Genomic DNA, 18,508 nt, shown 5'->3' with positions numbered 1-18,508 from the left:
GGCGTCACATACGCTTATCCGCTACACCGTGACACCGCCGTCCACCTCAACCCCAGGGTGGCACACTGCCCACGCACATTTTCGAGGATCTGCAAATATGGCCTACGTAATCACGCAGCGTTGTTGCAACGACGCCAGCTGCGTCTCCGAGTGCCCGGTCGATTGCATTCGCCCGACACCGGACCAGCCTGATTTCGCGACGACCGAGATGCTCTACATCGACCCCGACACCTGCATCGATTGCGGTGCCTGTGTGGACGCGTGCCCGGTGGAAGCCATCTTCTCCGAGGATGACCTGTCGGCGTCGCTGGCTCGGTTCCGCGATATCAACGCCTCCTATTTCGAGCGGCATCCGCTCGAGTCCAACTTCGACCCGATCAAGACGCCGGCGCGCCCGCCCAAGGATCTGGGCACGCTACGCGTGGCGATCGTCGGCGCGGGCCCAGCGGCCTGCTACGCCGCCGACGAGTTGCTTCGCCGTTGCGATGTCGAGGTCGAGATGATCGACCGGCTACCGACGCCGTGGGGCCTGGTGCGAGCGGGCGTGGCGCCCGACCATCCGGGCACCAAGACGGTGTCGAAACTGTTCGAGTCGGCGTTCCGCCGCGAGACGTTGCAGTACTACCTCAACGTCGAGGTCGGCACCCACATCTCGCACGAGGAACTGCTCGAGCACCACCACGCGGTGATCTACGCGGTCGGCGCTTCCTCGGACCGCAAGATGGGCGTGCCGGGGGAGGATCTGCCCGGCAGCCATTCGGCGACCGAATTCGTCGCCTGGTACAACGGCCACCCCGATTACGCCGATCGGACCTTCGACCTGTCGAGTGAGCGAGCGGTGATCGTCGGAAACGGCAACGTCGCCCTCGACGTGGCGCGGGTACTGACCGTCGACCCGGACGACCTGGCCAAGACCGATATCGCCGATCACGCCCTGGACGCGCTGCGCGGCAGCAATATCCGCGAGGTCGTCGTACTCGGTCGTCGTGGTCCTTTGCAGGCGGCCTACACCTCGCCGGAGTTCCTGGCGCTGGTGCACCTGAAGGGCGTCGACGTGATCGTCGACGAGGCCGATCTGGCATTGGATCACGCCAGCCAGGAACTGCTGGACGACCCGATGGTCGAGCCCTCGCTCAAGCTCAAGTACACCCTCGCCGAGGAGTACGCGGGCGGACGGCGCGATCCGGCGAACAAGCGGATCGTGTTCCGGTACCTGGCCTCGCCGACCGCCGTGCACGGCACCGACAAGGTCGAATCGCTGGAATTCGTGCACAACGAACTGTTCAAGGACGAGGGCCAGTTGGTGGCGCGGGCGACCGACCGCACCGAAACCCTGGAAACGGGCTTGGTGCTGCGTTCCATCGGCTACAAGGGCGAAGCCGTGGCTGACCTGCCCTTCGACGAGCGCCGCGGCGTCGTGCCCAACGAGCACGGCCGGGTCATCGCCGCCGACGGTGCGCCGGTGAACGGGGTGTACGTCAGCGGGTGGATCAAGCGTGGCCCCCGCGGTGTCATCGGCTCGAACCGGATCGACTCCGAGGAGACGGTCGAGCAGTTGATCGGGGACTTCACCTCGGGCAAACTCGTCGCCCCGCAGAAGGACCGCGCGGCGCTCAAGGCGCTGATCGGCGAGCGGCAGCAGGATCTCGTCGACCGTGACGGCTGGAAGGCCATCGACGCGGCCGAGAAGACGGCGGGCAAGGCGGCGGGACGCCCCCGCGTCAAGCTCACCACCCGCGAGGATCTGCTCAAGGCCGCCCGCGGCTGAACCGATCCGGACGCCGGTCGGATCCCGTGATCCGGCCGGCGTTCGCGCGTGGTGGCCGCCGCCTACGGCAGTGGCATGATGCGCACGACCGTCGTCGTCGTCCCGCCGACGACGAACCACAGGCGAAGAACCGGTCGTCCCGACCGGTCACCGGGTTCGTAGCGGGCGCGCACCGAGACGTGCTGACGCGCCAGCACCGGCGCGACGTACTCGATCACCGCGCGGTGCGGAGCGGCGACCAATTTCGGGTATTCCACCAGGAACTGTTCCACCGCCTGCCAGTAGCAGGCGTTGTTGACGTGGTTGTACTGGTCGATATCGGTGGCGCGCACCGGGAACGGCATATCGATATCGGATTCCGGCGGGGTGGCGTCGGTGAGGTAGGGCCGCCACCGCAGCCGGTGCTCCTGGGTGGTCTGCGCCAGGTAGGCCAGGCCCTCGTCGCTGATCCTGGCGGGCATGTTGCTCGACTCGCTGATATTGATCCAGAACCCCTCGGTCTCGATCAATCCGCCGTTCTCGCTGGTGATCCGCACTCGCATATTGGTCCACCGCGTCGACATACTCGAGCACCACCGCAGCAGCCGTACCTCGTCGGGCCACTGGATGGGCCGGATGACGTCGATGACCGTGCGACGTACGATCCACACCGGATCGGTGCGGTGCAGCGAGGTCCGATGCAGCTGGTCCCAGGCGATATCCTGCAGATAGCGGGCGACGCTGTCGAACCGGAGTCGGTCGTACGGATCCACATCACCAGCCCGGATGGGCCACGCCGAAGCAAAGCCCATGCCCTCCTGGGGAAGCGGGGCGAGTGGCTGATCGAGTGACACTTGTGCTCCTCGCGCTGCACGGTGTGCCGCGTTTTCTTGCGGTGCTGTTGTGAGACGACTTTACGGGGCACACGTCACACCCTCGCGTCGAGCCGTCTCTACCGACAGGTATTCCGTCGCGGGGTGTTCGCCGGAAGCGTGTGTCGCGCCCTTCGAGGACGGAGCTCGGGACGGGCCCGCGCGCGGTGTTTCCACGGGACCGACACGGCCGTGGTCGGAACGGTAGCCTGAGTGAATGGCCACGGGGTCCAGGGTGGGTTCTCGATTCGGGCGCTACGAACTGCGCCGTCTACTCGGTGTCGGCGGGATGGGCGAGGTCTACGAGGCCTTCGACAGCACCAAGAAGCGCACCGTCGCACTCAAACTGCTCGATGTCGGACTCGCCAGGGATCCGGAATTCGTCGAACGGTTCCGCAGGGAGTCGCGTTCGGCCGCCAGATTGCAAGAGCCGCACGTCATTCCGGTGCACGACTGGGGTGAGATCGACGGCGTCCTCTACATCGATATGCGACTGGTGTCCGGTCACGATCTCAAGGACCACATCCGTTCGCGCGGCAGGCTGGCTCCCGCCGAAGCGGTCTCGGTCATCGAGCAGATCGCCTCCGCGCTGGACGCCGCGCACGAAGCCGGACTCGTGCACCGCGACATCAAACCCGCCAATATCCTGATCACGCGCAATACCTTCGCCTATCTGGTGGATTTCGGCATCGCGTATTCCCGTTCCGACGCCCAGTTGACGGGCACCGGCAGCGCGATCGGCTCTTTCGCGTACATGGCCCCGGAGCGTTTCGTCGAAGAGAAGAAAACACCCGATCCCGCGATCGATATCTACTCGCTGGCCTGCGTGCTGTACGAATGCCTGACCGGCGCCGTGCCCTTTCCCGCCAACAGCTTCCCCGTCGCCATCCACTCGCATCAGATGTTGCCGCCGCCGCGCCCGAGCGCGAGCGAGCCCGGACTCGCCGCCTTCGACGCGGTCGTGGCGCGCGGGATGGCCAAAGACCCTCGCGCGCGCTACCGCACGGCGGGTGAGCTGGCCGCCGCCGCCCGCACGGCCTTCGAGCGTGTCGATCACGGGGTCGCCGCGGCGAATGTCGCGCGGGAAGCGCCGACGTATACGCGGCCGACGCCTCCGGTCGACGTCTCGCGGCCGCATCCGACGCGGCGGAGTCCAGCGCGCACGCACCCGTCGGCTCCGCTGCCCATTCCACCGGCGTACCCGCCCGCGCGCCACGGCGGCAGCCGGGCCATGCCGATTCTGGTCGGCGCGCTCGGCACATCGGTGGTGGTCCTGGTCGCGGTCATCGTGATGTGGTGGCTGTGGTCGCCCGACCCCGATCCGACACCCGTGGCGACCCCGGTCTCCACGCCCACCGCCGTCGCGTCGTCGCACACCGTGACCTCGTCGGCCGCTGCGGTGCGTACGACCACCGCGTCGCCCACCCCGACCACGACGAAGGAGAGCGCACCGCCGCTGACGGGTTCGGTCGGCGGCACCGACGGGCAGGGGTTTCTCGGCGGCCCGCGGTGCAACGCGACGAATCCGGCCTACGCGATCGGCCGCACCACGGGATCGCGGATCGTGGTCTGCCGGACCGGCGCGGGCAGGTACTACTACAAGGGCGCGCGTGACAGCGACAACCTGGGGATCGAACTGGACGATCCGGTGCCGACCGGCGACGGCGGTTTCACCGTGACGAATCCGCAGGACGGCACCCGGTACGTGATCTCGCCGTCGAGCCTGACGGTGGTGCAGAACGGCAAAACTGTCGCCAGTGAGACGATGATAGAGTTTGCCTCTCGTTGATGGACTCGTGACCGTGCGCGCGGCTCGTTGAGTGCGGTGCGCCGCCGCGGATAGGTTGGATCGCGACGCCGCGGTGGCGTCGTGGACAGAGAGGTCGTCGTATGCGTGCAGCCCGAGTCGCCGAACTGAAGGGTCCGGAAGCGATCGAGATCGTCGAGATCCCCGAGCCCGCCGGATACGAAGGGGCAGTCGTCATCGATGTGCACGCGGCGGGGGTGGCCTTTCCCGACGTGCTGATGACCCGGGGGCAGTACCAGATGGATCCGGGCCTTCCGTTCGTCGTCGGCGGTGAGGTCGCGGGTGTCGTGCGCGAGGCTCCCGAGGGTTCGCACGTGGCGCCGGGCGACCGGGTGGTGGCGCTGACCATGCTCGGCAACGCGGTCGCCGAGGTCGCGGTGACACCGGCGGAGATGGTGTTCAAGCTCCCGGACAACATCTCCCTCGAGGCCGGGGCGGGCATTCTCTTCAACGATCTGACGGTGCATTTCTGCCTACGCACCCGCGGCAGGCTGGCGCCGGGCGAAACCGTGCTCGTGCACGGCGCCGCGGGCGGGATCGGCACCTCGACGACGCGGATGGCCGTCGCGCTGGGCGCGGGCCGGGTGATCGCCGTGGTGAGTACCGAGGAGAAGGCCGAGGTCGCGCGGGCCAACGGCGCCACCGACGTGGTGCTGACCGACGGCTGGCTGGCCGCGGTGAAGGAACTGACCGACGGACGCGGCGTCGATATCGTGCTCGATCCGGTGGGCGGTGATCGTTTCACCGACAGCGTCAGGTCGCTGGCGCCCGCGGGCAGGCTGCTCGTGGTCGGATTCACCGCGGGCGAGATCCCCACCGTCAAGGTGAATCGTCTGCTGCTGAAGAACGTCGAGGTGACCGGCGCGGCGTGGGGCGAATGGGTGCTGACGCATCCGGGCTACCTGCGCGAACAGTGGGCCGAGGTGGAGCCGTTGCTCGCGTCGGGCAAGATCGCGGCGCCGCTGCCGGTGGTCCATCCGCTCGAAGACGCCGCGGCCGCCGTCGCCTCGCTCGACAACCGCACGGCCAAGGGCAAGGTCGTCGTCGCGGTGCGCTGATCGCGGTGGGTGATCGGTCTGGCGCGGCCGATCACCCTCGTCGCGGAATCGGCCCGCGAGTACGGTGATCCCATCATGAAGCTGTCGAATCGGGTGCTGAATCGCACCCTGCTCGCCCGCCAGCATCTGCTGGAACGCTCGGCGCTGACCGTCGCCGAGATGTGTGACCACCTCATCGGCCTCCAGGCCCAGGACGTACCACCGCCGTTCACCGGATTGTGGAGTCGCATTGCCGATTTCGACCCCGAGACGGTGTCGGCGGGACTCGATGATCGTTCGCTGGTCCGGATCACGCTGATGCGCGGCACCATTCACCTGGTGACCCCACCCGACGCCTTGCGCATCGCGCCGCATATCCAGCCCGAACTCGAAAAGGTGCCGTTCCGTAAGGGTTTCAACTTCGGCGCGATGGTCGGACTCGACCCCGACGAGGTACGCGCGCACGGAGAGGCGGTCCTGGGCGACGTACCGATGTCGGCTGCGGATATGCGAGCCGAGGCCGCGCGGCTCTACCCGGACCGCGACGCCGGAGCCGTGCTCCAGGCGTGGCTGTACCAACTGCCGGTCTTGCAGACCCCGCCGCGCGGGAAGTGGAAGAACAACAGCAGGCCGATCTGGTCGCGGGTGCAACCGTGGTTGGGCGCGCCGCTGGACGCGGACTATCCGTTGGCGGAGTTGCTCGTTCGCTATCTGCGCGCGTTCGGTCCCGCGTCGACCGCGGATATGCAGACCTGGTCCAAACTCACCGGGATCAAACCCGCGCTCGACACCCTCGGTGATCGACTGCGCGCCTACACCGACGATCGCGGCCGCACCCTCTACGATCTCGCCGACGCCGAACTCGCCGATCCGGATCTGCCCGCGCCGGTGCGCCTGCTCGGGTGGTACGACAACGCCGTGCTCTCACACCAGGACCGGACCAGGATCGTTCCGCAGGGTCAGGGCACGCCGTTGCGCGCGTTCGCGACCGCCGTCGCGCCGGTGTTGCTCGACGGTTACGTCGCCGGGCTGTACAAGGTCTTCCCGAAGGGGCCGGCCGCGCGATTGCGGATCACGCCGAACCGGGAGTGGTCGGCGGCCGAACGCCGCGATGTCGAGGCCGAGGCGCACGCGCTGCTCGCGTTCACCGAGGGTGACAGGGAACCGAGCGTGGAGATACTCGAACCCGGGGAGGATCTGCGGGTCTGACGAGCACGGCGGGCATTGTCCCGCGATTCGGTCGGGTTCCCGTCCTCGCGGGTCGGGAATGTCCGCGTGGGCCGGTCACTCGGACGACCGATACGCGGGCGCCTTGCTGCTGTACGTCGGCGCGAGGGTGCGCAACAGCGGCAGGGACCGCCGGGGCACCACCGTCGACAGCACGATGACACTGTGCGATCGCACCACCGAACTGGTGCGATCGATACTGAGCAGCACTGTCTGCAATCCGGCGTGCGAATCCGCGCCGATCCGGCACAGGACATCGCCGGAGCCGGTGGTCGCGTACGCCTCCAGCACCCCGGGGATGGCGTCCAATTCGGCCGCGACCAGGTCGAGCGCGCCCTGCGCTATCTCCAGCGTGACGAATGCCTGGACATCGAAACCCGCTGCGGTGACGTCGATCTGCGGATCGTAGGAGGCGATGACGCCCGACTCCTCCATCCGGCCGATCCTGGACTGGACGGTGGCGCGGGCGACCCTGGTCCGGCGCGACAATTCCAGGATTCCCGCTTTCTGGTACTCGTGCATCGCGGCGAGTATCGCCAGGTCGAGTTCATCCAGTTTCGCCGGTGTTCGAGACATGACGGCCTCCTGTGGGACGCGGTTACCGGCTGTCCGGCCCGTGCTAGTCGAATTGTCCAGCATAATCGGTGTTCCGCTAGTCGAATTCGCCACACTGTTCACCGAAACCGGGGGCGGTTGCCCAGCGACGGTCGACCGGATTTCCTTGGTCGCATGACCATCGAACAGCTGCCTTCCGCCGGTTCACCGCGTGGACTCGTCGGTCTGGTCGACCACGACGTCCGCGTCGACCCGTTTCCCGTCATCGGCTGGGACGCCCTGGTCTGGGTGGTCGGCAATGCCACCCAGACCGCGCATTTCCTGCAATCGGCCTTCGGCATGACGCTGGAGGCCTACTCCGGTCCCGAGACGGGAAACCGCGACCACAAGGCGTTCGTCCTGCGCAGCGGCGCGGCCCGCTTCGTGGTGCGCGGCGCGGTCGATCCGGGCAGCGCACTGGTCGCCCACCACGATCGCCACGGCGACGGCGTCGTGGATATCGCGCTGGAGGTGGCGGAGCTGGACCGCTGTGTGGAATGGGCGCGCGCGCACGGCGCGACGATCCTGGTCGAACCGCACGACGAGAGCGACGAATTCGGCACCGTGCGCCTCGCCGCGCTGGCGACCTACGGCGAGACCAGGCATACGCTGGTCGATCGGTCGCGCTACGACGGACCGTATCTGCCCGGGTATGTGGCGCGCGGTTCCGGCTACGAACCGCGCGCGGGCCGTCCGGCCCGGCTGTTCCAGGCCATCGACCACGTGGTGGGCAATGTCGAACTCGGCATGATGGATCGCTGGGTGGACTTCTACCACCGCGTCATGGGCTTCACGAATATGGCCGAATTCGTCGGCGACGATATCGCCACCGAGTATTCGGCGCTGATGAGCAAGGTCGTGGCGAACGGCAATCATCGGGTGAAGTTCCCGCTGAACGAGCCCGCCGTCGGTAAGAAGCGCTCGCAGATCGACGAGTATCTCGACTTCTATCGCGGTCCGGGCGTCCAGCACATCGCCTTGGCCACCGGCGACATCCTGAACAGTGTCGATGCCCTGCGCCGCGAAGGTGTCGAATTCCTCGACACCCCCGACGCCTACTATTCCGATCCGGAATTACGGGCCCGCATCGGTCACGTGCGGGTTCCCGTGGAGGAATTGCGGCGACGCGGCATCCTGGTCGACCGCGACGAGGACGGTTACCTGCTCCAGATATTCACCAAACCCGTCGGGGACCGTCCGACCGTCTTCTTCGAACTGATAGAGCGGCACGGGTCGCTGGGTTTCGGCAAGGGTAATTTCAAAGCGCTGTTCCAGGCGATAGAACGCGAACAGGACGCCAGGGGCAATCTCTAGCCCGGATGTCGGCGCGGCACTGCCCGATTCCGGTTTCCGCGCCACGCGCTCGTAGGGTTCACGCCATCATGCCCACATCCGATGATCCACGCGCCCATGACATTCGAGCGGTCGTCTTCGACTGGCGCGGCACCCTGGTCTGCGAACTCACACCGTCGCAATGGGTCCGCGAGGCCCTGCGCCGCGTCGGACGCGACCACGACGACCTCGCCGTCGCCTCGGTGCTGCGGTCCATCCACACGCCCGAATTGCTGACACGACTGCGATCCCCGCTCGGCAATACCAGCGCCGAACGGCACCGCGACACCTACTACGGGGTTTTCGTCGCGGCCGGTCTGGATGACGAACTCGCCGACGAACTCTGGGCCGTCGAATCGGACCCCGCCTACAACCTGTTCGCCGTCGACGCCGCGCGAACTCTGTCGGCCCTCGCCGAACACGGGTGCGCGATCGGCGTGCTGAGCAATATCCATTTCGACATCAGGCCCGTCTTCGACCGCGCCGGACTGCTCGATCACGTCGACAGTTTCGTCCTGTCCTGCGAACGCGGTGTCCAGAAACCGGATCCGGCCATATTCCGGCTGGCACTCGACGAACTCGGCACCGGGGCAGAGCACACGCTGATGGTGGGGGACCGGCCGTCCCGAGACGGCGTCGCCGTCGACGTCGGCATGCCGACCCTGCTCGTCCCGCCGCTGAACGATCCCGCGCGCAGCAGCCTGCACCTGGTCACCATGACCGTCGGCGCGTACCGGCAGCACCCGCCCGCGCGCCACGGCGACGGCAGGCGCGGACACGGGCGGGCGCACGGTGACCATCGGGGGCACGGTGAGCATCGCGAGCATGTCGCACTGGTGCAGTGACGATCGGGCGACAGCGGCGCCGGAGGCGGTCGCGCCGAACACAGTAGAGTTCACGGCATGCGGATCTCGTCGGCGCTCCTCACCGGTATGGCTCTGACGCTGGTGCTGTCGGCCTGCGGCTCGGACGGTGACTCGGGCGATTCCGCCCCGCTACGCCCGCCGCCGAAGGTCGCCTCGCTCGGCCCGTTCGTGGGGGAGTGCGGTCACGTCACCGACGACGAAGTGCGCGATATCGCGGGGCTCGGGCAGGTCTCGCGCGTCTTCAAGAATTCGACGGGCTGCAACTGGCAGTCGGCCGGGTTGTCCTCGCCCAGCGTGACCTTCGCCTCCTACCGTGGCAGCCCGATCGATCGGGAGAAGGCGTGGGTGACCAGTGTCGGCCGCGCGCCCGACACCATCGAGGTCGGCGGGCATCCCGGCTGGCGCGCGCTCGACCCGAGCGGAACGGTCTGCGATCTGGCGATCCAGCTCGACGACGACTTCTTCGAGTGGTCGATGTCCTACGGGATCTTCCAGGCGACGGGCAATCCGTGCGACAAGACCTACAAGCTGGCCGAACTGACCGTGCAGCGGTTGAAATGAGAGGCGTGGCGATGATCGGCAGACGAGCGGGAATCGCGGTCACCGCGCTGGCGCTGGCCGCCACCGCGGCGGGATGCGGTCAGACGATCTCGGGAACCGCCTACCCCGCGGGTGGAAGTCAGTCGGTGAACACCAATTTCGACAAGTTGCTGCGCGAATGCGAAGTGGTCGAACAGGAGAAGATCGGCGAGGCGGTCGGCGACGCCACCTACGTCAGCGGTTCGTTCAACGGCGCGGTGTGCATGTGGGATGTCGAGGACGCGCCGGGCGGCAATGCCATGGTCACCCTGAACTGGTACGAGATCGGGTCGCTGAACAACGAGAAGGCCACCAACGACAAACTGGGCTACACGACCGGGAATATCACCGTGCAGGGCCGACGTTCACTGGAGACGCGCAGGCCCAACGATCCCGACTCCTGCGGGGTCACCGCGAGCGCCGCCGATACCGGTGTGGTGGGGTGGTGGATCAACTACCGGGCGGGTTCGGCCCATCCCGATCCGTGCGCGGCGGCCAAGAAACTGGTCGAGCTGACCTTGAATCTGGCCCGCTAGGCGTGTCGGTCGTGGACCCACTTTGACCCTGTAGCGCAACCACGAGTATCGTGGATCGCTGTGCCCGGAACCTTGCGGGCAAATTCGTGCTCTGACGTAAGCCAGCGAAAGCGGCCGACCTCTCCGGCGTGCCTGGATTCCGGGATACGCATGGCGCACGACACGCCCGACCTCGGGACGCGAGAAACGTGGTCGGACGTGCGAGTGAAGGCTCGATGAAAGCGGGATGAACGTCGGTCCGACGGGCGCGAGCCAGGACCCGGGAATGCCGCCAACTGAACAGACATGAAGTTCCAGACACCGCGTTACTAATAAGGAAAGCCGGTCTATGCCAACCATCAACCAGCTGGTCCGCAAGGGTCGCCAGGACAAGGTCTCCAAGACCAAGACCGCGGCCCTGAAGGGGAGCCCGCAGCGTCGAGGCGTGTGCACCCGCGTGTACACCACGACCCCGAAGAAGCCGAACTCCGCGCTGCGCAAGGTCGCGCGTGTTCGCCTGACCAGCGCGGTCGAGGTCACGGCGTACATCCCGGGTGAAGGCCACAACCTGCAGGAGCACTCGATGGTGCTCGTGCGCGGCGGTCGTGTGAAGGACCTCCCCGGCGTTCGTTACAAGATCATCCGCGGCTCGCTCGACACCCAGGGCGTGAAGAACCGCAAGCAGGCCCGCAGCCGTTACGGCGCCAAGAAGGAGAAGAGCTGATATGCCACGCAAGGGCCCCGCACCCAAGCGTCCGCTGATCAACGACCCGGTCTACGGGTCGCCGCTGGTCACTCAGCTGGTCAACAAGATCCTGCTGGACGGCAAGAAGTCCACCGCCGAGCGCATCGTCTACGGCGCGCTGGAGCAGGCTCGCGAGAAGACCGGCACCGATCCGGTCGTCACCCTCAAGCGCGCGCTCGACAACGTCAAGCCCGCACTCGAGGTCAAGCCGCGCCGCGTCGGTGGCGCCACCTACCAGGTGCCGGTCGAGGTTCGTCCGGGCCGCTCCAACACCCTCGCGCTGCGCTGGCTGGTCAACTACTCGCGGGCTCGTCGTGAGAAGACCATGGTCGAGCGTCTCGCCAACGAACTGCTCGACGCCAGCAACGGCCTCGGCGCTTCGGTCAAGCGTCGCGAGGACACCCACAAGATGGCCGAGTCGAACCGGGCCTTCGCGCACTACCGCTGGTGATGCCATCCCGGCCCGTCGCTGGTGTCGGCGCCGGAAGGCACACGGCAGGAACGGTCGGGGTCCGGTGGCGGCAGCCAGTCGCCACCACGTAGGACCCGACGGAACTGCCTGGTCGATACAGTCGGGCGGGGCACCCAGGTGTCGCTTCCGGCGTTGACATAGCGATGACCCGAACAGGGTCTCGTACCAGAAGACACAAATCCCAACTAGCTGATCTACGACAAGCAGAGCGGGGAAGATTTCCGTGGCACAGGACGTGCTCACCGACCTGAACAAGGTCCGCAACATCGGCATCATGGCCCACATCGATGCCGGTAAGACCACCACTACCGAACGCATCCTCTTCTACACCGGCATCACCTACAAGATCGGTGAGGTCCATGACGGCGCGGCCACCATGGACTGGATGGAGCAGGAGCAGGAGCGTGGCATCACCATCACCTCCGCTGCCACCACCTGCTACTGGAACGACAACCAGATCAACATCATCGACACCCCCGGGCACGTCGACTTCACCGTCGAGGTGGAGCGGTCGCTGCGCGTGCTCGATGGCGCCGTCGCGGTCTTCGACGGTAAAGAAGGCGTCGAGCCCCAGTCCGAGCAGGTGTGGCGTCAGGCCGACAAGTACAACGTGCCGCGTATCTGCTTCGTCAACAAGATGGACAAGCTCGGTGCCGATTTCTACTTCACCGTGCAGACCATCAAGGACCGCCTCGGCGCGCGTCCGCTGGTTCTCCAGCTGCCGATCGGCGCCGAGGACACCTTCGAGGGCATCGTCGACCTGGTCGAGATGAACGCGAAGGTCTGGAAGGGCGAGACCAAGCTCGGCGAGAAGTACGAGGTCGAGGAAATCCCGGCCGATCTCAAGGAGCGGGCCGAGCAGTACCGTCAGGAACTGCTCGAGACCGTGGCCGAGTCCGACGAGGCGCTGCTCGACAAGTTCGCCAACGAGGAAGAGCTCACGATCGAGGAGATCAAGGGCGCCATCCGCAAGATGACGGTCAACTCCGAACTCTACCCGATCCTGTGTGGCTCGGCGTTCAAGAACAAGGGCGTTCAGCCCATGCTCGACGCCGTGATCGACTACCTGCCCACGCCGCTGGACGACGGTGGCACCGACGGTCACGTCCCGGGTAAGGAAGAGGAGATCATCCACCGCGAGGCGAGCGTCACCGCGCCGTTCTCGGCGTTGGCGTTCAAGATCGCCGTGCACCCCTTCTTCGGCAAGCTGACCTACGTCCGGGTGTACTCGGGCAAGGTCGACTCCGGCGCCCAGGTCATCAACTCGACCAAGGGCAAGAAGGAGCGTCTGGGCAAGCTCTTCCAGATGCACTCCAACAAGGAGAACCCGGTAGGCGAGGCCCAGGCGGGCCACATCTACGCGGTCATCGGTCTGAAGGACACCACGACCGGCGACACCCTGTGCGATCCGCAGAACCAGATCGTGCTGGAGTCCATGACCTTCCCGGACCCGGTCATCGAGGTTTCGATCGAGCCGAAGACCAAGTCCGACCAGGAGAAGCTGGGCACCGCGATCCAGCGTCTCGCCGAAGAGGATCCGACCTTCTCGGTGAAGCTGGACGACCAGACCGGTCAGACCATCATCGGCGGCATGGGCGAACTCCACCTGGACATCCTGGTGGACCGCATGCGTCGCGAGTTCAAGGTCGAGGCCAACGTCGGCAAGCCGCAGGTGGCCTACCGCGAGACCATCACCAAGAAGGTCGAGAAGCTCGAATTCACCCACAAGAAGCAGACGGGTGGCTCGGGTCAGTTCGCGAAGGTGATCATCGCCCTCGAGCCGTTCGTCGGCGAGGACGGTGCGCACTACGAATTCGAGAACAAGGTCTCCGGTGGTCGCGTCCCGCGCGAGTACATCCCTTCGGTGGACGCCGGTGCGCAGGACGCCATGCAGTACGGTGTGCTCGCCGGATACCCGCTGGTCAACCTCAAGGTGATCCTGCTCGACGGTGCTTACCACGACGTCGACTCCTCGGAGATGGCGTTCAAGATCGCCGGCTCGCAGGCCCTCAAGGAAGCGGCCCGCAAGGCCGGTCCGGTGATCCTCGAACCGCTCATGGCGGTCGAGGTCATCACGCCCGAGGATTACATGGGCGAAGTGATCGGCGACCTGAACTCCCGCCGTGGCCAGATCCAGGCCATGGAGGAACGCAGTGGTGCCCGTGTCGTCAAGGCGCTGGTTCCGCTCTCGGAGATGTTCGGCTACATCGGTGACCTGCGGTCGAAGACCCAGGGCCGGGCGAACTACTCCATGGTGTTCAACTCGTACGCGGAGGTTCCGGCCAACGTGTCGAAGGAGATCATCGCCAAGGCGACCGGCGAGTAGTACCTGTTCGGGGCCGAGTTGCGCGCTAGTGGCAAACTTGGCCCCGGCAACCGGGCGCATGTTCCACCCGATCCCCGCGCCCGCGGGGATGATCCACGCACTGCTGCAACTGCACGCACCAACAAGTCCAGGAGGACACCAAAGTGGCGAAGGCGAAGTTCGAGCGGACGAAGCCGCACGTCAACATCGGCACCATCGGTCACGTCGACCACGGCAAGACCACGCTGACTGCAGCGATCACCAAGGTGCTGGCTGACAAGTACCCGGATCTGAACGAGGCCTCGGCCTTCGATCAGATCGACAAGGCGCCGGAGGAGAAGGCTCGTGGTATCACGATCAACATCTCCCACGTCGAGTACCAGACCGAGAAGCGCCACTACGCGCACGTCGACGCCCCGGGTCACGCCGACTACATCAAGAACATGATCACCGGTGCGGCGCAGATGGACGGCGCCATCCTCGTGGTCGCGGCGACCGACGGCCCGATGCCGCAGACTCGCGAGCACGTGCTGCTCGCCCGTCAGGTCGGCGTGCCCTACATCCTGGTCGCACTGAACAAGTCCGACATGGTCGACGACGAGGAAATCCTCGAGCTCGTCGAGATGGAGGTCCGCGAGCTGCTGGCTTCGCAGGAGTTCGACGAGGATGCCCCCGTCGTGCGCGTGTCCGGCCTGAAGGCGCTCGAGGGCGACCCGAAGTGGACCGAGTCGGTGCTGGAACTGATGGCTGCCGTCGACGAGTCCATCCCGGACCCGGTTCGTGACACCGAGAAGCCGTTCCTGATGCCGGTCGAGGACGTGTTCACCATCACCGGTCGTGGCACCGTCGTCACCGGTCGTGTCGAGCGCGGCATCATCAACGTGAACGAAGAAGTCGAGATCGTCGGCATCAAGCTCGAGAAGACCAAGACCACGGTCACCGGTATCGAGATGTTCCGCAAGCTGCTCGACCAGGGCCAGGCGGGCGACAACGTCGGTCTGCTGGTTCGTGGCATCAAGCGCGAAGATGTCGAGCGCGGCCAGGTCGTCGTCAAGCCGGGTACCACCACCCCGCACACCGAGTTCGAGGGCCAGGCGTACATCCTGTCCAAGGACGAGGGCGGCCGCCACACCCCGTTCTTCAACAACTACCGTCCGCAGTTCTACTTCCGTACCACGGACGTGACCGGCGTCGTTACCCTCCCCGAGGGCACCGAGATGGTCATGCCGGGCGACAACACCGAGATGCTGGTCAAGCTGATCCAGCCGGTCGCCATGGACGAGGGCCTGCGCTTCGCCATCCGCGAAGGTGGCCGCACCGTCGGTGCCGGTCGCGTCACCAAGATCATCAAGTGATTCTCTGAATCGCTGATCTTCCGAACGGCGTCGCTCCCACGGGAGCGGCGCCGTTCCGCGTTTCCGCAGCTCGGCACTGGTGTGTCGAAAGTTCTCGACCAGTTCCTCGCCGAGTTGGTCGCGGTGGCCCAGGGGGCGGCAGCGCTGGAGAATCTCGCGCCCCTCGCCATCCTGTTGACGCAATGGCGGCACACGGCCGAGATCCACGCGGACCCGGCGTTGCTGGAGATTCTCACCCGTGAGCCGGAAGGCGATCTCGGTCCGGTTCCGCTCCCGGACCCCGAGGAGCCTTCCCGGTGAGTCCGAAACGTGGTGACCGGGCCGCTCCGCCCGCGATCGGCGAGGAATTCGAAATTCGTTTCGCGAAAACCGAAGCCTGCGCGGGCTGGGACCAATTGGCGCAATATGCGTCGGCCAATCTGCGGCGAGCGTTCGAGGCGATTCGGTCGGACCCCAGATCGTCGGCCAACCCGGAAAGGCAACATCGGCTGAAGGGGGCGCTGGGGGTCGGCGACGTGGAAGGGTGCGGCCTTGGAGCGATGGCAGTACGAGGTCACCGGCGGCGGCGGAATCTGGTACTTCATCGACGACGAACGTCGAACCGCCTGGATAGCGTATGCCGGAACGGGGCATCCGAAGATCACGGAGTAGCCGCTGCCCGGGGGAGCGTTTGCCTATGCAGATCCATCCACAGGGAGCTGTGGTGACCTGTGGACAAAACGCGGAAGGCGCTGACGCCGACGGCCTTCCCCGCGATATTCGGTCGACAGTGGACACCGCCGAGGGGTACAAACGCGCCATGGTTACAGCAGGTCCGCGCGCGCGGTAGTCGAAGGCAGTGTCGTGGTGGCGCTGTTCGCGCCGCGCTGACACGCTCGTGCCGTCACCGGAACGCGTCAACTCGGCGAGCGTCTGTTCTCTGGACGAAACCAGTTGATGGAGTGGGGGATTCCCATGACGCGTGCTATTTCCACCGATCCGACCCGGGTTCGCAATATCGGGATCACGGCGCATATCGATGCCGGGAAGACGACGACGACCGAACGCGTCCTGTTCTACGCGGGTGTCACCTACAAGATCGGTGAGGTGCACGACGGTAACGCGGTGATGGATCGGATGGCGCAGGAGCGCGAGCACGGCATCACCATCGCCGCGGCGGCGACGACCTGTTTCTGGAACGACTGCCGGATCACTCTCATCGATACGCCGGGCCACGTCGATTTCACCGTCGAGGTGGAACGGTCGTTGCGGGTACTCGACGGCGCGGTCGCGGTTTTCGACGCCAAGGAGGGGGTCGAGCCGCAGACCGAGCAGGTGTGGCGTCAGGCCGACAGGTACGGCGTGCCGCGGATCTGTTTCGTGAACAAGATGGACAAGGTCGGCGCGGACTTCCTGTTCACTGTTCGGACCATCGAGGAACGGCTCGGGGCGACCCCGCTGGTGATCCAGCTGCCGATCGGCGCCGAGCACGATTTCGAGGGCATCGTCGACCTGGTCGAGATGACCGCGAAGGTGTGGCGCGGCGATACCGGGCTGGGCCGACGGTTCGAGGTCGTCGAGATACCGGTCGAACTGCGGGAGCAGGCGGCGCGTTACCGCGCGCTGCTGTTGGAAGCGGTCGCGGAGGCGGATGACGTGACGCTCGAGCATTTCGTGGCGGGCACGCAACCGTCCGTCGCGGAGCTGAAGGCCGCGATCCGAGGGCTGACGGTGCGTTCGGCGGCGTATCCGGTGCTGTGCGGGTCGGCGTTCAAGAACAAGGGCGTGCAGCCGATGCTCGACGCGGTCGTCGACTATCTGCCCTCGCCGTTGGACGCGGGCGGCGCGGACGGATACCGCCACGGTGACGAACTCGCGGTCGTGCACCGGGACGCGAGAGTCGACGAACCGTTCACGGCACTGGTTTTCAAGGTCGCGGCGCATCCGCATTTCGGCAGGCTCACCTACCTGCGGGTGTACGCGGGCAGTGTCGAAAGCGGTGCCACCGTGGTCAATTCGACGAAGGGACGAAAGGAGCGGATGGGCAGACTCTTCGAGATGCATTCGGATCGGGAGATCCCGATCGAGCGGGCGCGGGCGGGGCAGATCTGCGCCGTCGTCGGTCTGCGGCACACCACGACCGGTGACACCCTGTGTGATCCGGACGATCCGATCGTGCTGGAGCCGATGACCTTCCCGGAGCCGGTGCTCGAGGTGTCCGTCGCGCCGAGGACCGCCTCCGATCAGGAGCGGCTCGCGACCGCGATCCAATGGTTCGCCGAGGAGGATCCGACGCTGTCGGTCACGGTCGACGCCGAGACCGGTCAGACCGTCCTCGGTGGCATGGGCGAACTGCATCTGGAGATCGTTCTCGACCGGATCCGGCGGGAATTCCGGGTCGAGGCCGATACCGGTGCGCCGCGGGTGGCCTACCGCGAGACGGTCACGACGGCCGTGGACCGGCACGAGCACCTCCATCGCAAGCAGGTGGGCGGGCACGGCCAGTTCGCGAAGGTGGTGATCGCGGTGGCGCCGTTCGTCGGCGCGGACGGCGCGGTCTACGAATTCGAGAGCCGGGTGACCGGCGGCCGGGTGCCCAAGGAGTACATCCCCGCGATCGACGCGGGCGCGCAGGACGCGCTGCGCTGCGGTGTGCTCATCGGCGCCCCGGTGGTGAATGTGCGGGTGGTGTTGCTCGACGGCGCGGCACACGCACAGGATTCCTCGGAGCTCGCGTTCCGCATCGCGGGCGCGCAGGCGGTGCGTGACGCGCTCGCGTCGGCCCGTCCGGCGTTGCTGGAGCCGGTGATGGCGGTGGAGGTGGTCACTCCGCCGGAGTACCTCGGCGAGGTCATCGGTGATCTGCACGCGCGGCGCGGCCGGATCACGGCGATGGCGGAGCGCGGCGGGGCCCGTGTCGTGACGGCACTGGTCGCGCTGCGGGAGATGTTCGGCTACATCGGCGACCTGCGGTCGCGGACCCAGGGCCGGGCGAACTACGCCATGGTCTTCGATTCGTACGCGCGGGTGCCCGACGAGGTGGCCGCGCGGTTGATCGCGAAGAATCCGGGCTGAC

16 protein-coding genes are annotated in these 18,508 nt (G+C 66.5%); 14 read left to right on the top strand and 2 right to left on the bottom strand.

Going from position 1 to position 18,508, the window contains the following annotated elements; all coding sequences use genetic code 11:
* The first annotated feature begins 97 nt into the window (after positions 1-97).
* Positions 98-1,768, top strand: a complete 1,671-nt coding sequence (locus DAT37_RS33005) for an FAD-dependent oxidoreductase (RefSeq protein WP_109528806.1) — start codon at positions 98-100, stop codon at positions 1,766-1,768.
* A gap of 62 nt (positions 1,769-1,830) precedes the next feature.
* Here the strand turns inward: DAT37_RS33005 and DAT37_RS33000 are convergent, their stop codons facing one another.
* The gene (locus tag DAT37_RS33000) at positions 1,831-2,601 is read right to left on the bottom strand and encodes an acyl-[acyl-carrier-protein] thioesterase (RefSeq protein WP_198654556.1); all 771 of its coding nucleotides are present in this window, start codon (positions 2,599-2,601) and stop codon (positions 1,831-1,833) included.
* 235 nt (positions 2,602-2,836) lie between these two features.
* Here DAT37_RS33000 and DAT37_RS32995 point away from each other — a divergent pair, with 235 nt between their 5' ends.
* The 3 genes from DAT37_RS32995 to DAT37_RS32985 all read left to right on the top strand — a co-directional run bounded on the left by DAT37_RS32995 (position 2,837) and on the right by DAT37_RS32985 (position 6,672).
* Entirely contained in the window at positions 2,837-4,408 is a 1,572-nt protein-coding gene (locus tag DAT37_RS32995) for a serine/threonine-protein kinase (protein ID WP_109528804.1), read from the top strand.
* Positions 4,409-4,509: 101 nt separating this feature from the next.
* On the top strand, positions 4,510-5,484 hold the full coding sequence (locus tag DAT37_RS32990) for an NADPH:quinone oxidoreductase family protein (RefSeq protein ID WP_109528803.1): 975 nt from the start codon (positions 4,510-4,512) through the stop codon (positions 5,482-5,484).
* Between the two features lie 9 nt (positions 5,485-5,493).
* Positions 5,494-6,672 (top strand): winged helix DNA-binding domain-containing protein, encoded by a 1,179-nt coding sequence (locus DAT37_RS32985; RefSeq protein ID WP_332873381.1) that lies wholly within the window; start codon positions 5,494-5,496, stop codon positions 6,670-6,672.
* Between the two features lie 75 nt (positions 6,673-6,747).
* Here the strand turns inward: DAT37_RS32985 and DAT37_RS32980 are convergent, their stop codons facing one another.
* On the bottom strand, positions 6,748-7,266 hold the full coding sequence (locus DAT37_RS32980) for an Lrp/AsnC family transcriptional regulator (protein WP_109528802.1): 519 nt from the start codon (positions 7,264-7,266) through the stop codon (positions 6,748-6,750).
* 153 nt (positions 7,267-7,419) lie between these two features.
* Here DAT37_RS32980 and hppD point away from each other — a divergent pair, with 153 nt between their 5' ends.
* The 10 genes from hppD to fusA (DAT37_RS32925) all read left to right on the top strand — a co-directional run bounded on the left by hppD (position 7,420) and on the right by fusA (DAT37_RS32925) (position 18,507).
* Positions 7,420-8,598: a 4-hydroxyphenylpyruvate dioxygenase gene (gene hppD, locus DAT37_RS32975; RefSeq protein WP_109528801.1), complete on the top strand. Its 1,179-nt coding sequence runs from the start codon at positions 7,420-7,422 to the stop codon at positions 8,596-8,598.
* Positions 8,599-8,666: 68 nt separating this feature from the next.
* On the top strand, positions 8,667-9,461 hold the full coding sequence (locus DAT37_RS32970) for an HAD family hydrolase (RefSeq protein ID WP_109528800.1): 795 nt from the start codon (positions 8,667-8,669) through the stop codon (positions 9,459-9,461).
* Between the two features lie 57 nt (positions 9,462-9,518).
* Positions 9,519-10,043, top strand: coding sequence for a DUF3558 domain-containing protein (locus DAT37_RS32965; RefSeq protein ID WP_109528799.1), 525 nt, complete (start codon positions 9,519-9,521; stop codon positions 10,041-10,043).
* 11 nt (positions 10,044-10,054) lie between these two features.
* Complete coding sequence (locus DAT37_RS32960; protein ID WP_109529112.1) at positions 10,055-10,597, top strand: DUF3558 domain-containing protein; 543 nt, start codon at positions 10,055-10,057, stop codon at positions 10,595-10,597.
* Between the two features lie 328 nt (positions 10,598-10,925).
* Entirely contained in the window at positions 10,926-11,300 is a 375-nt protein-coding gene (gene rpsL / locus DAT37_RS32955) for a 30S ribosomal protein S12 (protein WP_109528798.1), read from the top strand.
* A gap of 1 nt (position 11,301) precedes the next feature.
* Positions 11,302-11,772, top strand: coding sequence for a 30S ribosomal protein S7 (rpsG, locus tag DAT37_RS32950; RefSeq protein ID WP_040739280.1), 471 nt, complete (start codon positions 11,302-11,304; stop codon positions 11,770-11,772).
* Positions 11,773-12,016: 244 nt separating this feature from the next.
* On the top strand, positions 12,017-14,119 hold the full coding sequence (gene fusA / locus DAT37_RS32945) for an elongation factor G (RefSeq protein ID WP_109528797.1): 2,103 nt from the start codon (positions 12,017-12,019) through the stop codon (positions 14,117-14,119).
* 143 nt (positions 14,120-14,262) lie between these two features.
* The gene (gene tuf, locus DAT37_RS32940) at positions 14,263-15,453 is read left to right on the top strand and encodes an elongation factor Tu (RefSeq protein ID WP_109528796.1); all 1,191 of its coding nucleotides are present in this window, start codon (positions 14,263-14,265) and stop codon (positions 15,451-15,453) included.
* An 81-nt stretch (positions 15,454-15,534) separates the two neighbouring features.
* Entirely contained in the window at positions 15,535-15,753 is a 219-nt protein-coding gene (locus tag DAT37_RS32935) for a hypothetical protein (RefSeq protein WP_198654554.1), read from the top strand.
* A 654-nt stretch (positions 15,754-16,407) separates the two neighbouring features.
* A complete protein-coding gene (gene fusA, locus DAT37_RS32925) occupies positions 16,408-18,507 on the top strand; it encodes an elongation factor G (RefSeq protein ID WP_109528795.1) in 2,100 nt (699 codons plus the stop codon).
* The last annotated feature ends 1 nt before the right edge of the window (position 18,508 follow it).

Source organism: Nocardia aurea (genome assembly GCF_003123685.1).
Lineage (GTDB): Bacteria > Actinomycetota > Actinomycetes > Mycobacteriales > Mycobacteriaceae > Nocardia > Nocardia aurea.
This window is presented reverse-complemented; position numbering and strand designations above follow the sequence as displayed.